Source organism: Salininema proteolyticum, assembly GCF_042685645.1.
In the GTDB taxonomy this organism is placed as follows: domain Bacteria; phylum Actinomycetota; class Actinomycetes; order Mycobacteriales; family Micromonosporaceae; genus Salininema; species Salininema proteolyticum.
This window is the reverse complement of the sequence record NZ_JBHUNX010000001.1, coordinates 4,215,219-4,228,670: the sequence shown is the minus strand read 5'-3', so window position 1 is coordinate 4,228,670 and position 13,452 is coordinate 4,215,219. Positions and strand designations below refer to the sequence as shown.

General features: G+C 68.9%; 15 protein-coding genes. All 15 read right to left on the bottom strand.

Annotated features, from left to right (window positions below; genetic code table 11):
* Positions 1 to 2: 2 nt before the first annotated feature.
* Genes ACFTE1_RS19535 through ACFTE1_RS19465 form a run of 15 tightly spaced genes read right to left on the bottom strand, consistent with a single transcriptional unit; the run spans position 3 to position 13,379 of the window.
* Positions 3 to 3,455, bottom strand: a complete 3,453-nt coding sequence (locus ACFTE1_RS19535; RefSeq protein WP_380619693.1) for a hypothetical protein — start codon at positions 3,453 to 3,455, stop codon at positions 3 to 5.
* Complete coding sequence (locus tag ACFTE1_RS19530) at positions 3,455 to 5,440, bottom strand: phage tail tape measure protein (protein ID WP_380619691.1); 1,986 nt, start codon at positions 5,438 to 5,440, stop codon at positions 3,455 to 3,457. Before ACFTE1_RS19530 ends, ACFTE1_RS19535 begins: the two co-directional genes overlap by 1 nt.
* 3 nt (positions 5,441 to 5,443) lie before the next feature.
* Positions 5,444 to 5,698, bottom strand: a complete 255-nt coding sequence (locus ACFTE1_RS19525; protein WP_380619822.1) for a DUF5361 domain-containing protein — start codon at positions 5,696 to 5,698, stop codon at positions 5,444 to 5,446.
* 56 nt (positions 5,699 to 5,754) lie between these two features.
* On the bottom strand, positions 5,755 to 6,120 hold the full coding sequence (locus tag ACFTE1_RS19520; protein WP_380619689.1) for a hypothetical protein: 366 nt from the start codon (positions 6,118 to 6,120) through the stop codon (positions 5,755 to 5,757).
* A 29-nt stretch (positions 6,121 to 6,149) separates the two neighbouring features.
* Complete coding sequence (locus ACFTE1_RS19515) at positions 6,150 to 6,713, bottom strand: phage tail tube protein (RefSeq protein WP_380619687.1); 564 nt, start codon at positions 6,711 to 6,713, stop codon at positions 6,150 to 6,152.
* 51 nt (positions 6,714 to 6,764) lie between these two features.
* Complete coding sequence (locus ACFTE1_RS19510) at positions 6,765 to 7,154, bottom strand: hypothetical protein (protein WP_380619685.1); 390 nt, start codon at positions 7,152 to 7,154, stop codon at positions 6,765 to 6,767.
* Entirely contained in the window at positions 7,144 to 7,302 is a 159-nt protein-coding gene (locus tag ACFTE1_RS19505; protein ID WP_380619683.1) for a hypothetical protein, read from the bottom strand. The genes ACFTE1_RS19510 and ACFTE1_RS19505 overlap by 11 nt, the downstream gene beginning before the upstream one ends.
* Before the next feature lie 37 nt (positions 7,303 to 7,339).
* On the bottom strand, positions 7,340 to 7,603 hold the full coding sequence (locus ACFTE1_RS19500; RefSeq protein ID WP_380619681.1) for a hypothetical protein: 264 nt from the start codon (positions 7,601 to 7,603) through the stop codon (positions 7,340 to 7,342).
* An 8-nt stretch (positions 7,604 to 7,611) separates the two neighbouring features.
* Complete coding sequence (locus ACFTE1_RS19495; protein WP_380619679.1) at positions 7,612 to 7,950, bottom strand: hypothetical protein; 339 nt, start codon at positions 7,948 to 7,950, stop codon at positions 7,612 to 7,614.
* Entirely contained in the window at positions 7,947 to 8,876 is a 930-nt protein-coding gene (locus tag ACFTE1_RS19490) for a hypothetical protein (protein WP_380619677.1), read from the bottom strand. The genes ACFTE1_RS19495 and ACFTE1_RS19490 overlap by 4 nt, the downstream gene beginning before the upstream one ends.
* Complete coding sequence (locus tag ACFTE1_RS19485) at positions 8,873 to 9,565, bottom strand: hypothetical protein (protein WP_380619675.1); 693 nt, start codon at positions 9,563 to 9,565, stop codon at positions 8,873 to 8,875. The genes ACFTE1_RS19490 and ACFTE1_RS19485 overlap by 4 nt, the downstream gene beginning before the upstream one ends.
* Before the next feature lie 11 nt (positions 9,566 to 9,576).
* On the bottom strand, positions 9,577 to 10,725 hold the full coding sequence (locus ACFTE1_RS19480) for a phage major capsid protein (protein ID WP_380619673.1): 1,149 nt from the start codon (positions 10,723 to 10,725) through the stop codon (positions 9,577 to 9,579).
* Between the two features lie 12 nt (positions 10,726 to 10,737).
* Positions 10,738 to 11,268: a hypothetical protein gene (locus ACFTE1_RS19475; RefSeq protein WP_380619671.1), complete on the bottom strand. Its 531-nt coding sequence runs from the start codon at positions 11,266 to 11,268 to the stop codon at positions 10,738 to 10,740.
* Between the two features lie 40 nt (positions 11,269 to 11,308).
* Entirely contained in the window at positions 11,309 to 12,034 is a 726-nt protein-coding gene (locus ACFTE1_RS19470; protein WP_380619669.1) for a VG15 protein, read from the bottom strand.
* The gene (locus ACFTE1_RS19465; protein WP_380619667.1) at positions 12,024 to 13,379 is read right to left on the bottom strand and encodes a phage portal protein; all 1,356 of its coding nucleotides are present in this window, start codon (positions 13,377 to 13,379) and stop codon (positions 12,024 to 12,026) included. The genes ACFTE1_RS19470 and ACFTE1_RS19465 overlap by 11 nt, the downstream gene beginning before the upstream one ends.
* Positions 13,380 to 13,452: the final 73 nt, after the last annotated feature.

Here is a 13,452-nt window from a genome sequence, read left to right as displayed (position 1 = left end):
GCCTAGGGGCCGTACCGTGCGGGTTCGGCGAGAGTGACCGGGGTTTGCAGCGGGAGAATCTTACGGACGGTGCCGAGGGGTTGGACGGTGAAGACCTGGCCCGGTTCGATGACGATGAGCACGGCGTGGTTCTCGACTCCGCTGGTCCCGGGGAACGTGACTGCGGTGGTGCCGCGGTCGGGGAGCGCCGCCGTCCACGCCTGGATACGGCCAGCGCCGGTGGAGGTCCCGGAGTCGCCGACCTTCTTCCAGTTCAGCGAAGAGGGAGAGACGGACATGGTCTCGCCGTCGGAGCCCCAGGTGTGGAGAGCGATGGCGCGGCGGCCGGGGAGCGTGGCTCTTGACGTTTGGAGGGTGATGTTGTCCCCGGCGGTGATGGCGACGCGCCATTGCGTCACGCGAGGGAGGCCTCCGGTGGAGGTCAGTCCGATCGACAGCGCCGCCCAAGGCGCGGCGGCAGCGTAAGTGGCCGTCCAAGGGCCTGCGGCGCCGGGGCCGGCCGCGGCGAGCGCGACCATGCCGCGCGAGTCGTTGCCGTTGGTGCGGGTGAGCAGCTCCATGTCCTCGGGCGGGGTGTAGGCCGCGGCGTTGGGGTAGGCGCACCACGCGCCGATGACGAGTCCGAGCTCGTCCATGGTGATCGCGGGCGCGGTGTGGGTGGTGGCTCCGGGGTTGGCGACGGGAGTGACGAGTCCGGCCGCCGTGTCGGAGACGGTGCCTTCCGCGATGTCGAGGACGTCGAGGCTGACGCCACCGGTGGTAACGGTGAGGGGGCCAGCGTCGGGGTCGTGGAGGTCGGCCGGGTCGGTGGTCCAGCGGTCCTCGTAGACGGAGATGACGGCGATGCCGGTCGGGTCCTCGCCGGTGAGGTCGGCGTCGCGGTTGAGCTCGGAATAGGTTGCATCCCAGCGGGAGGCACCGGCGCTGCTGTGGTTGACGGCGTCTGGGCCGGACCAGACACCCACGCGGAAGGGCCCGGCGGGCAGACAGGCGGCCTCGCCCGTCCAGGAGGTCGGGGAGAGGCTTTCGGTGTACCCGGTGACGAGGAGGCCGACGTCCCTGTCCGGGTGCTGGGGAGGGAGGCCGGTGATGGCGAGGGTGTCGGCGAAGTCGACCGCGGACCAGGCCGCGGCGATCTCGGGCGCTACGGACAGATCTGTCGAGGCCGACGTGTATCGCATTCCCGGCCAGGTCCCCAGGTGCAACCGCCACTCGGCTAGCCGCGCAAGGTCACTGTCGCGGTGGAGATCGAGAGTCTCGGCCGTCGAGTAGCGGCCACGCGCGGAGATAGAGTCCTCGTCGGTCGCCCGGGCCGAGGAACCACCTCGGCGGGTGAGGGTGACGTCATTGCGCAAGCGCTGGTCGTCCAGGACCGGCGCGAGCGGGTTGGTGATCTGATCGGCTCCCGCGTCCAGGACAAGTGCGTGCGACCTGTTCAGTAGGGAATCACCGGTGTGGTAGACCAGGGCCGCGGCATCGCGGGCCTCGCCGAGGATCCCGCCATCGACGGCGATGGCCTTGTCCATGATCGACAAGGCGTTCCCGCGCTCCTGCGCGGCCATCGGCAGCGAATCGGCGGGGTCGCCGACGATGGTGATGGGGATGCCTGATTCGGCCGCGACGCGGGCGATGCGCTCGCCGGCGGCCTCGCCGCGATAGGCCATGTCCGCATACGCGTAGGCGTTGGCAGCTTGGGCGAATCCGGTGGTCGAGCCGGTCCCGGCGAAGACGGAGACGTGCCCAGTGACGAGGTTGTTGGCGGCGGCCGCGCCGGGGACGGCGGAGACGGAGCGGACCCATCCGGTGTAGTTGTCGATGGTCGCCGACCAGGAATTTCCTCCACCGCCGATGATGACCAGGTGCGCGGTGACCTTGAGCCCGGCGGGGTCGTCCTCGGCGGCGAGGTGGACGCGGATGGGCACGCCGATGTAGGCGGTGGAGATGTAGACGTACCGCAATGACTCTTCGACGGAGTTGGAGGAGCGGGTGTCGGCGCCCTTGAGTTCGAGGGTCGGCGTGCCGTCGACGGTGTTGAACTGGATCCAGAACTCGGACAGGGGGAAACAGGTCGTGTCGACGTGCAGGACTTCCATCGCGGCGGTGGGGAGCGAGTCGATGACGACGACGGCCGTGGCGCACCAAGCCCGGTTGCCCGCGAAATACGGCATGGTCCCCTTCCATCGAGCGCCGGCCTTCGCGACCGGGAGGAGGTCGGAGCCGAGGACGTCATCGCGCGCGGCCCAGTCCAGGCCTCGGACGGCGGCGGGGGCGACGTCGGGGAGCGGGGTGGCCGCGGTCGCCGATCCGGGCGGGTCCTCGAACGGCCAGTAGGCGAGCGGGCTCGCACCTTGGATGCGGTGGCGCAGTGGTGAAGCGAGGGGTTCGGTGGACTGCTCCAAGCGGCGGAGGATTCCGGCGACGGTGATGGCCATGGTCGACTCGCCGGGATCATCGTCGGTGGAGAGGTCGCCATGCGGCCAGACCGGAGCCCACTCGCCGACGGCTCCGTACAGACGCGTGCGCCAGTCGGGTTCTATGCGGGCGTTCCCGGTCAGGTGCCATGGCAGGCCGGCGGCGTCGGTCCAGGCGGTCGCACCTTCCTCGACGGTGGTGAAGTCGGCGTCGGCCACGGTCGGGCCGTCGATGCCGTCGCGCAGTTGGAACCGGTAGGGGCGCATGGGCTCGCGGTAGAAGTCGACGGTGGGGGAGTCGCCGACGGCGAGGACGGCGGCCGAGTCGTGGATCGATGAGGTTCCGGACTCGGTGATCGGCCGGCCGATCATGGTCCACGGCCCGTCAATTGTCGGCCCGGTCCAAAAGGTCGCAGTGTTGCCGCCGGCGCCGTTGTCCATATCGGCGGTCACGCGCACAACCTGGCGAGAGGGCAGCCCGGAGGCGATTGGCGCGGAGGACTTCCGCAACTGGCGCGGATCGGCTCCGGTCGGCGACCACGAGAATTCGAGGTAGCCACCGGCGAGGAGAAGCAGGGTCCACGCGCGGTCGTCGCCGTCGAAGTCGGCTTGGCTGGCCAGCTCGACATACGGCCGCTCTGGCCGCCAGGTCGGCCGCCAGGCCTCAAGGCGCACGTCGATATCGCCGGTGACGGCCAGTTGTTGAGCGTCGTCGGCGAGCGCGGCGTCTCCCTTCCCGGTGAGGGCGAGTGCGTTGGTGGGCGCTACGGAGATGCGGCATGGTGTGCCTTGGATGATGTTGGGCCAGTAAGGGGATGAGGGGTGGTCGGGGGTGAAACGGCCGTCTTGGTTGTCCAGTTCGAGGGTGGCGGTGCCGGGGCTGGAGCGTCCGGCTTCGCCGGAGCGGCCGCGGGTGATACTGATCTGTTGGGAGTGGACGAAGTCGGAGACGTCGGTCCAGTCGGCCTCGGCGATGGTCTCACTCGCGCTGTGTCCGAAGGCGAGCTCGACGCGCAGCGGGAGGCGATCCTCGGGCCATGCCATCAGGCCCTCCCTGGTTGGCCGAGGGTGGCCTGGACCGATCCGCCGCCGTGGGTGCGGACGGTGGAGCGCAGCCATTCCAATAGGTGGCGGTCTCCGGCGACGATCTCCACGGTCGGGCCCGCCGCTGCGACGGGGGACGTGGTGTTGAGGTCGAGCATGTTCTCCAGACGCGATAGCGGCATGACTGCCTCCGGTTCGGAGCCTTCGCCGACCACGGCCAGGGTCGCGGAGGAGACGATGCCGCCCTCGGCGAGATAGGGGATGTAGGGCACGTGCGGGATCGAGACGGACGGGAGCTTGTTCGCGCCGTCGATCAGCCAGTTGATGCCGTCGACCGCGCCGTTTATCAGGCCGATCGCCCCGTTCAGCGCCGACTTCGCACCGGAGGAGACCCCGGACCAGATATCCGACAAGAACGACTTGATATCCGAGACGATGTCCGACACGTTGTCCTTAAAGGACTGCCACTTGCGGCCCGCCCAGTCGAGCGCACTGGAGGCTCCGGAGGAGACCGCATTCCAGGCTCCGACCGCCTTGTCTCGCAGCCACTCTGCTCCGGCGACGATGCCGGACCACAGGGCGGAGGCTATGTCGGCGATCCATTTCGCGGCGGCGACCGCGGCCCCGGAGATGGCCTCCCACAGGCCGATCCAGAAGTCTCGGAAGCCCTCCGACTTATTCCACAGGAGGACGAAGACGGCGATGAGGCCGACGATCAGGCCGATGACCAGGAAAATCGGGTTGGCGTACATGGCGATGTTCCACGCCCACTGGGCCGCGGCGACGACGCCGAGGGCGATCGCCAAGGGCGTGAGTATCGGCAGGAGTGGCCGGATGCCGTCGAGCAGGCCGGTCAGGAGTGGGGCGATGTCGACAAGGGACTGACCGAGCCCGGTCTTCAGTTCGCGCTGTGTCTCGGCGAGCTGCTGGCCGAGGGAGTTCTCCATGGTGTCGGCCGTGCCCTGGGCGGCTCCGTCGACGTCGCCGAGCCCGCCTTCGGCGGCCGCGGCGGCGGGGTCGAGCGCGTAGAGCGCGTCGCCGAGGTCTTCGGCCTTGGTGCCGAACAGTTCGACGGCGGCCTGGTCGCGCAGGACGGGGTCCTCGATTGCGCGCAGTGAGTCGAGAGTGAGCTGGAGGGCATCTTCGGCGGTCTCGCCACCGGCGCCGATCTTGGCGGCCATGTCTTCGGCTTTGAGGCCGATGGACTCGAATCCGCTGGCGGTGGACTTCGACCCGTCGACGGCGCGGATGGCGAATTCCTTGAACGCGTCGGCGACGAAGTCGCTGTTTCGCGCCCCGGCCTGGAGAGCCTGGTTGACCAGCCCGAAGGATGCGGTGGCGTCGAGCCCGAGCTGGGAGAACTGGCCGGAGTACTCGGTGACCGTGTCGAGAAAGTCCCGGCCCTGGTCACCGCCGGTCTGGAATCCGCGGGTGATGACGTCGAAGGCGTCCTCCATGGAGGGCGACATACCGTTGCGCACAAGCTGGGTTGCGGACGTGACGACATCGCGGACGTCCTCGCCGAAGGTCGACGCGAGGCCTTGGGCTTGGCGGGTGAGGCGGTCGATATCCTCGCCGGTGCCCAGTTCCGAGAGGGCGCGGGAGAGGTTTCCTACGGTGTTTCCCACCTCGGCGAGGTTGGTTCCGAAACCGTCGGAGTAGACCTTCGAAGCTGTTTCGCCGGCCTCGCGGGCGGCAGCGGTGCCAAGACCGAACTGGTTGGAAAGCTGGCCTGGTAGGTCGGCCTGGGAGACGGCCTCGGCGAAGCCATCCGAGAGGAGTTGCGCTCCGCCAAAGATCGCGCCAAGGGTCAGAGCGGATTGGAAGGCGCGGCCGAAGCGTTTCGCTCCGGCGGCCCCGGCCTTGTCCGAGGCGCGTTCGGCTGCTTGCGGGAGCGCGCCCGAGAGACCGACCTCGGCCTCGCGAGCGAAGCCCTTGGTCGTGGGGATGAGCCGGACATAGCCGACGGCGACTTCGACGGCCAAGGTCTACCCCTCTTTCTCTGGCTTGCTGGGACGGTGGGGTCGCATGTGGGCGAGGATCGCCTCGACTTCTTCAGGGCTGCGTCCGGCGGCGTCGCCGTACTTCTTTCCTGGCTTCTGCGCCCAAGGCGCGATGCGCTTGGGCTGGTTGGTTCCCTTGGCTCCGTGTTTAGATCGCTGCCAATTGGCGATGCGCAGCTCGTCGACGGCCAGGGCGAGGAGGCGCTCGGTGAGGTTCCAGCCGTCGCCGCCGGCGGTGATGGAGCTGAGGGTGTGGGAGTCGAGGGTGATCGCCTGCCATAGGCCGTAGAGGTCGCCTAGCGGTGTCTGGTCCGCTTCCTCTGGCGGGATGCCGCGCGCGGCGAGGTCGGAGCGGAGGGCCGCCCAGCGCCGTGGGTCGCACCGGAGGGCGAGCCCTCTTTTCCCGACTCACCACCGTGCTCGAACCAAGCGACCATGATCTGTTTGGAGACGCCCATGGTCATGTCTTTCAGTGCCTCGTAGGCGGGGCGTCCGATGATGCGGCGGAGGGTGTCTTCGTCGCCCTGTTGGATGCGTTCGGCGTCGCGGTTGGCGACGGTGTTGACGTTGGGGATCTCGTATTCGTGCCCGTCCATGCCGATGAAGGCGAACGGGGCGTCGCTGGCGGCCTCGGCGATGCGTCGTGCGTCGATATGGGTCATCTGGGAAACGGCTCCTCGATGTAGGGGGGTTAGGCGATGTCGATGCCCCACGCGGCATCGGTCGAGTACTTCGTGAACAGGAGACCGGCGTCGTCGGGGTAGCAGGTGATGGTGATGGGGTAGGCGGTGACGTCGCCGTTGCGGTGTGGGACCTCGCCGCGCTCGGTCACTTCACCGTTGCCGATGGCGATGCGGGTGACGATCGCGCCGTCCACGATGTTGATGACGAACGACCGCGGGTCAGCTTGCGCGGGAACGACTTCGAGTTTCCACTCGTCGGTCGCATTGGTGGAGACCGAGGAGCCGGGGTAGAACAGTTCGAGGTTCGACCCGCGGGTCTGGAGGAGCGTGGCGCGGAACGTCGCGAGGGACTCGGTGCGGGAGGCGCGGACGATGGTGGCGTTCTGCCAAGCGACCTTGTTATCGACCGAGTCGTCCCAGTTCTCGGCGACGCCGTTCTCGTCGGTATAGCCGTGGCCTATGAAAGCGGCGTCAAGTGCGGTGGTGGCGTCGGCGGGCATGGTGGAGCCCTGGGGCGCGGAGAACAGTTCTCCGGTGATAGCGACGCGGACTTCGGAGGCGGTGAGCGTCAAGGGAAACTCCCTGGAGGATGCGGTGATACGGGTGTCGGGGTGCCTGTGGGGTCAGGCGGGGCCAATGGCGTCGTTGGCGCGGACGGTGAGCTCGTAGGTGGCCCAGACGCGGACCATGCCGCCGAGAGCGTCATCGGCGCTGCGGGGCGCGGCGGCCTCAGCGACGCGATAGCAGCCGGCCAGAGTTCCGGGGGCGTCCCAGATCGCCGAGCGGGCCGCGAGGGCGAGCGCCCAGGCGTCGGGTTCGGTGGTGTGCCAGGCCCATACATCCAGGCGGATGTGTTCGCGCACGGGAGGGTCGGCGCGCCCGCCGATGCGCCGCAACTGGATTAGTGGGGTTGAGGGTGGGCCGTCCTCGCCGGGAGGTCGGGAGGCGACGGTGGCGGGGGCGAGGAGTGGGCGGAGGTAGTCGCCGACGGTGGCGAGCGCGTCATTCCACATGGGCGTTTCCAGTGCCGTCGCAGTCGGTGCAGTCCACGCCGGGGGCGAAGGAGCCGCGGCCGTCGCAGCGGATGCACGGGGGCGGGTCGGTGGCGCGTCGCTGCTCGGTTCGGGTGGTGGCTTCGAGGGCGGCGGCGATGCGCTCCAAGGCGTGGGTGAGGCGGCGGGCTTGGATGTTGTCGATGTCAGTCTCCGGCGGCGTCGATCGCGGAGCCGAGGACGTGGTCGCGTTCCTCGACTTCCATGGGGACGCCGATGACGGTGGCGCCGGCGCGGCCGCGGCCGGTGTAGGTGTCGGCGACGATGCCGCCCTCGCCGTGGTCGAGGACGCCCTCGGTGCGATTGCGTACGGTCTCGGCGACGCGGTCGGCGCGCCGTTTGAGGTCGGAGCGGACCTCGTCGGACTTGAGGAGCGCCGCCATGCCGCGGCGGCGGAGTCTGAGTCTCATAGGGGTGGTTATCCTTCGACGAGTCGGAGGGTGAGCTCGTAGTGGTGGCCGCCGGCGGGAGTGTGGACGGGCCGGGGTGGGCCGTCGATGTCGAATCGCTTGGTGTCCCATTCGATGCGGTCGAATCCGCTTATGACGGTGTGGTTGGTGACCATCAGCCATTCCTGGGACTGGGCGGCGCGGCCGTCGGAGATGACGAGGGCGTGCGTGGTCTGCTGGAGCCAGGCCTGGGTCTCGGTGCGGGCGGCGGGGTTGTCGTAGTCGCGGACGATGTTGCCGTAGGCGTCGGTGGTGACGGTCGGCTCGATGACGACGACCGCGTGCGGTAGGAGGCGCTCGGGGATCATCGGCGCACTCCGATCGTCGCCGCGGTGGTTCTCCACGGGTCGAGGAGGGCGCGGTCGGCTCGCGTGAGTCCGACGGCTACACCGCCGGCGCCGGAGCCCTGTTGGAGCTGGTAGGAGTAGGCTCCGATCGTTTCGCCGACCATGCCGGGGACGAGGCTCGGGGAGAGCAGGGAGCGCAGGACCATGCCGCAGGTGACGGCGGTGATATCCGGCGGCGGGGTGGCGTGTCCGTGGTCGTAGTTGATCCGATAGGTCACGGTCACTCCAGGATCGGAGAGCCATTCGGGCAGCGAGACGAACAGGCCGCGGTCGAGCGGGTAGAGCGTGATCGTGTCGATGCCGTCGAATGTCCAGGACCCGGCTGGGAGCGCCAGGTCGGGCAGGGTCGCGGTGCCGGTGACGGCGGTGACGGAGTTGATCGCGGTGACCGGCCGCTGTGTCAGACGAATGGTGTCGCCCAAGGGGCGGCGGGTGACGACGTCGCCGACGGCACGGGTGAAGGTCTTGCGGGTGTAGGAGCGGATGAGTGCCGAGGCGTCGGCGAGGAGGACCTCGGCGCGGGCGGCTTCGGTGGCGTCGAGGGGGCGGCCGAGACGGGCCTCAAGGTCGGCGACGGTGGCGAGCGCGGTCGTGGCTGCGGTGACGGTGACCAGTTCGGTAGCAGCGACGTCCTGGCCGGAGGCGGTGCCGGTCCACTGGGCGATGTAGTCGCCGGGCGCGAGCGTGGCCGCCACGTCCCACGCCCAGGTGTAGACTCCGAGCGCCGCATGTGTTGTGGTGGTAGAGGAGTCGACCGTGGAGCCGTCGGCGGCGTTGGTGACCTCGATGGCGGGTGGCGCGTCGAGGTCGCGGTGCGGTCCGCCGACGTATTCCGTCCATTCGGAGACGAGTGTGAGTGTCTGTCCTTGTGCGACAGTCTCGGTCATGCGAGCTCCCAGGTGACGCCGTCGAGGTGGATGGTGTGGTCATCGCCTGCTCCGATGGAGGAGCCCAGCGAGATCGCCCCGGCCGGGGTGACGGTCATGGTTCGGTCCTGTGTGGAGTCGAATCCGACGGTGACGACCACGGTTCGTATGGGCCGGAACGGTGCGGGGACGGTGGCGATGGTGGATCCCGCGTTGAATCCGGTGAGCTGGGTGGTGAGGGTGCCGCGCAGCCGCGCGATGCCGTAGGCGCTCTCGCGGCGGACCTCGGCGGCGTCGGAGACGACTCCGGGCTCCAGGTCCAAGGCGGTCCAGGCGTCGACGCGCAAGGTCGCGTAGCCGTCGGCGTCGATGCGGGAGAACGGGGTGTTGCCCGCGTCGGTCCACTGCTGCAGGTCGCCGCTCTGGCGTTCGTCGCGCTGCTGGACGCGCACGGGGACCGTCGCGGGGGACCCGGGGCGGGAGCGGATCTCGCCCTTTTCGTTGAGGTATCCGGTGCGTTGGGCCTGGCCGGAGTTATTGGTCCAGTAGGTGAGGAGGGTGTCGGCGGTGTGGTCGTTGGCGGCGGTGATCTCGATGGCCGTCGCGTCGGGGTGGACGAGGTCGAACCGGAGGACCGGTCCGGCCTCGTCCACGGTGTTCACGCGATCGAGCTTTGAGGGGTCGCCGCCGATGATTCCTTTGGCGGCCATAGGTTTCCTCCTCAGGTATAGGCGGCGATCAGCTCGGCCTTCGTCATCGCCTCGGCCGTCTCAGGGCTGGTACCGGAGGCGATGGCGAAGGCGACCCATTCGGGTCTTTTCGCGCGCGGCGAGGGAGGGGCGGCGAGGCCTTCGACGGCGGCGGTGGAGGGGTCCGTCGATGCTGGTTTGGCCTCGTCCATCGCCGTTAACGGGGCCGGCGGCGGGGGCACGAGCGCGGCGAAGGGGAACTTCGTGGTGGTGGCCTGGTCGCCGGACTTGTCGGCATCGGGTGCGAGGCGGGTGGCGGGGTTGGCGCGCGTCCAGGCGACGCGGAAGACCGCGCGCCAGATCGAAGAGTCCTGTTGCATGGCGTTGAAGACGACGTTTCCGGCCGAGTCGGAGATGATCGCGTCATCGTGGCGGGTGAAGGCGATGTCCTCCCTGATGCCGACGATGGACTTCGACCAGTCGCCGTGGATGTAGTAGGCGGCGGTGGAGTCCCATGCGCCGTTGTCGACTTCCTTGAGCGGGCGGCCGTAGAGGCCGGTCTGGAGGGGTCCGGCGAGGTCGGTCTGGTAGATCGGGACGCCGTCGGCCGAGCGCAGCGTGGTCAGGTCCCATTGCGCGCCCGGCTCGCAGGCCCACCCGTTGGTGCCGAAGCCGCGCTGTTTGAGCGTCTTCGCCGACTCGGCGAGTAGGAGGGCCTTGTCCGCGCCGTCGGCGGCCTCGACGGTCTGGCCGGCGGCGGTGATGTCGGCGAGCAGGTGCGCCGGCCAGGTGGTCGGCTTGTCGACGCCGAAGAGGACCGCCGAGTCGATGGCGCGGCCCATCGCCGAGACCAGCTGCGGCCGAACTTCATCCCAGATGGGGAAGGAGTTGTCCTTGAGGTAGGCGTGCGGGATCGGGACGAGGGCGGCGAGCTCCTCGACGACAAGGTCGATTCCCTTCCACTGGGCGTCGGTCTGCTGCTTGAGGTCGGTGAAGTCGTTGGCCGACGTGCCGACCCAGTAAGCGGAGGCGAGCGCGGCGGTGGCGGGGATGCGCTGGACGCGCGTGGAGATGCGCCGAGTGTTGGACAGCGCCAGGACGGCGCTGGAGGATTCGGCCTGCTTGATGACGTCGCGGGCGAAGTCAACGGGCAGAAGGGAAGGGTTCGAATTCAGGGTCAAAGCGGTTTCCTTTTAGGAGTGTCGGCGGATCCACTCGTTCATGTCCGTCTCGGCAGTGTTGTCGTCGACCGGTGCCATGCCGAGCCCGAGCTCCTCGACCGGCGAGCGCCGCGGCTTACCGGGTGACTTGTCGGTCGAGAGCTGGGCGAGGCGCTTGGCCTGCTTTTGGAGGAGCTCTTCGTCGGCGCCGGTGAGGAACAGCTTCGCGTCCTCGTCGCCGACGCCGTGGCGGGAGGCCACCTGATAGCGCAGGGCCTCGGAGCGGGCGGTCTCGGCGTCGCGCTCGGCCGCCTGGAGCCGCTCGGAGAGCTTCTCCATCTCGCTCTTCTGGGACTCCTCGAACTCGCGGGCCTTCTCAGCCAGGGGCTCCAGTTCACGGAGCTTGCGCTGCAACGCTTTGCGTTCGTCGCGCTCGGCCTGTAGGGCTTTGAGTCCGGCCTCGCCGAGCTCGCCGTTGTCAGGTTCGGTGTCGGGTTCGGGGGCGCTGTCAGGTTCGGTGGGAGTGGATTCCGTGGACGGGCGGGTATCGGGTTGGTCAGCCATCGCGGCCTCGTTTCGTGTCGGTGCCATCGCGGCACGGGGGTCAGGTGTTTTTCTGTTCGGCGCGTAGGTTTCTCTGCCATTCGCGTACCGCATCGGGGCCTATGCGGCTGCCAGTGACGTCGTCCCACCGCTGTTGGAGGGCTTTGACGTCGTCAGGTTCGGCTTCGCGCCGGTAGACCATTTCGGCCGAGCAGGCGCAGTTGTCATGCGAGCGGAAGCGCGCCGAGCGCTTCGAGTAGGTCGCGCCTCGGGATCGGAGCATCTGGCAGAAGGCGCAGGCGCCGGCGGAGGTGACGCGCCGCCATCCCTGGATGGAGCGGTTGGTCCGGTAGGTCTGCATCGTCGTGTCGCGTCCGGCGTCGAGGACGAGGCGCTTGACCGCCCCGGCGAGGGTGCGGGACATGGTCGCGCGCGCCGTCTCGGGCGTACCGCCGCCGCGTATGTGGGTTTTGAACGCCACGGGGCCGGTGATGCGCAGGGCCTCTGCGATGCGCCGGACGTTGACCGGGACCTCGGCGGGCTCGACGTCCACGCCCTCGGCCGCGGCGTGGCCGCGCAGGTATCGGCGGGTCAGCGTGGCGAGGCCTTCGGCGACCTCGAGAACCTGGTCCGTCAGCGTCTCCTCGACGCTGGTCCACCACAGGTCGACGTCGTCGAGCCCGGCGCGCCGGGCTCCTCGGGCGATCCTGGCGGCGGCAGCTTCGGCGATGAGCGCGGCCTGACGGCGGTAGGTTGCCGTCAACGCGTTCGCGGCCTCACCTGGCACCGTCAGGTTCCTCCACGGGCGCAGCGGGTTCGCCGGATTCGAGCATCTCGGCCAGGCGGCCGGTCAGGTCGTCCTCGGCGGCCATCGCCTCCCAGCGGCGGAGGTCGGTGTCGGTGACGCCGGGGATGCGCTCCCACAGCGCGCGCGGCGGGATCTCCAGGAGCGTTGCCATCTTCCCGAGGGCGTCGGCGATCTGGGCGATGGAGCGCGGCGTGGTGTCCCTCCAGACGACCTGGCCGGAGGTGTCCTCCCACGCGGCCTGGTCGCCCATGGCGAGCGCGGCGAGGCGGAGCATCTGCTCGGCCGACTCGCCGAAAGACGTCTGGTGCTCGGTGACGTCCTGGCGATGGCCAGCCTCCAGAGCGGCGAGAGCCTCGGCCGAGATATTCGAGATGCCCGCGCCGACGATGAGGTTGTGCGGCGGGATCTGCGCGACCGAGGAGACATAGAGCAACGCCTTGTCGCGGGCGTTGAGGTAGCCCGACAGGTCCGTCTCGGAGAACTCCCCGAATTTCGTGTCGGGCGATTCGCCTTGGAAGAGCCGGTCGACCGCGGCGTTGAACGGCTCGATCGGGTTGCCGCTGGCATCTTCAGCGATCGCCATTCCGGTCACCCACTTCTGCTTGAAGGCCGCGAACTGCGCGGCCATGAGCAGCCCGAAGGTGAGCTGATTCAACTGCGCCTGAACGGGAAGCAGCGGCTCGACTTTCCCGGTGGGGCCGTCGTCCAGGTCGGCGACGGAGTCGAGGAACCGCACCAGCGGGACGACGCCGAGGCCGTGGCGGCGGTATTCGCCAGTGGCGACCCACTCCCGACTGTCCTTGTCCTTCGCCAGGGCGTATGCGGCCTCCTCGTCCCACAGGAACGCTTTGCGGCCGTGGAAGACCAGGGCGTATTCGGGCCACTGGTCGGAGACCATGTCCTCATAGGAGGCGATACAGCGCCTCGGGGAGAGCGGCGTGATGACCGGCGCCGGCCGTCCGGGGACGACCAGGGCGTAGGAGTAGCCGTATTCGATCGCCGAGCGGTAGAGGCCCGCTTGTCGGGCGTCCATGCCGTTGGCCTGCCATACCGCGTCCCACGTCGAGGAGTTCTCCGTTCCGGTCGAGGGCCGGTGCCCGTCGACGTAGAGAGCTTGTGCGAGCTGTCCGATCACCAGGCGCAGCACGTTGAACCGCGATTGCTCGATCAGGTCGCGGTATTCCTGGCTGGCTTTCTTGGGGACGTAGAGCCATTGGGCCCGGTCGCGGACGGCGTCGTGGATGTCGTCGAGCCTCTTCCGTTCGGCGGTGGAGGCCTCGATCAGGCGGTGGGCGATGGAGGTGACCGTGGAGCGGTCGAGCATGGTCGCCTCATTTCCGGTGAGATTTTGTGCGCGAACGTGTGACCTCATGTGTGGTACGGCTGGTAGTCACGCC

Coding starts and splice junctions, on each gene's coding strand:
- ACFTE1_RS19535 (WP_380619693.1), bottom strand. CDS start 3,455: ATGGCATGGCCCGAGGATCGCCTCCCGCTGCGCGTCGAGCTCGCCTTC.
- ACFTE1_RS19520 (WP_380619689.1), bottom strand. CDS start 6,120: ATGACCCATATCGACGCACGACGCATCGCCGAGGCCGCCAGCGACGCC.
- ACFTE1_RS19510 (WP_380619685.1), bottom strand. CDS start 7,154: ATGTGGAATGACGCGCTCGCCACCGTCGGCGACTACCTCCGCCCACTC.
- ACFTE1_RS19500 (WP_380619681.1), bottom strand. CDS start 7,603: ATGAGACTCAGACTCCGCCGCCGCGGCATGGCGGCGCTCCTCAAGTCC.
- ACFTE1_RS19495 (WP_380619679.1), bottom strand. CDS start 7,950: ATGATCCCCGAGCGCCTCCTACCGCACGCGGTCGTCGTCATCGAGCCG.
- ACFTE1_RS19490 (WP_380619677.1), bottom strand. CDS start 8,876: ATGACCGAGACTGTCGCACAAGGACAGACACTCACACTCGTCTCCGAA.
- ACFTE1_RS19485 (WP_380619675.1), bottom strand. CDS start 9,565: ATGGCCGCCAAAGGAATCATCGGCGGCGACCCCTCAAAGCTCGATCGC.
- ACFTE1_RS19475 (WP_380619671.1), bottom strand. CDS start 11,268: ATGGCTGACCAACCCGATACCCGCCCGTCCACGGAATCCACTCCCACC.
- ACFTE1_RS19465 (WP_380619667.1), bottom strand. CDS start 13,379: ATGCTCGACCGCTCCACGGTCACCTCCATCGCCCACCGCCTGATCGAG.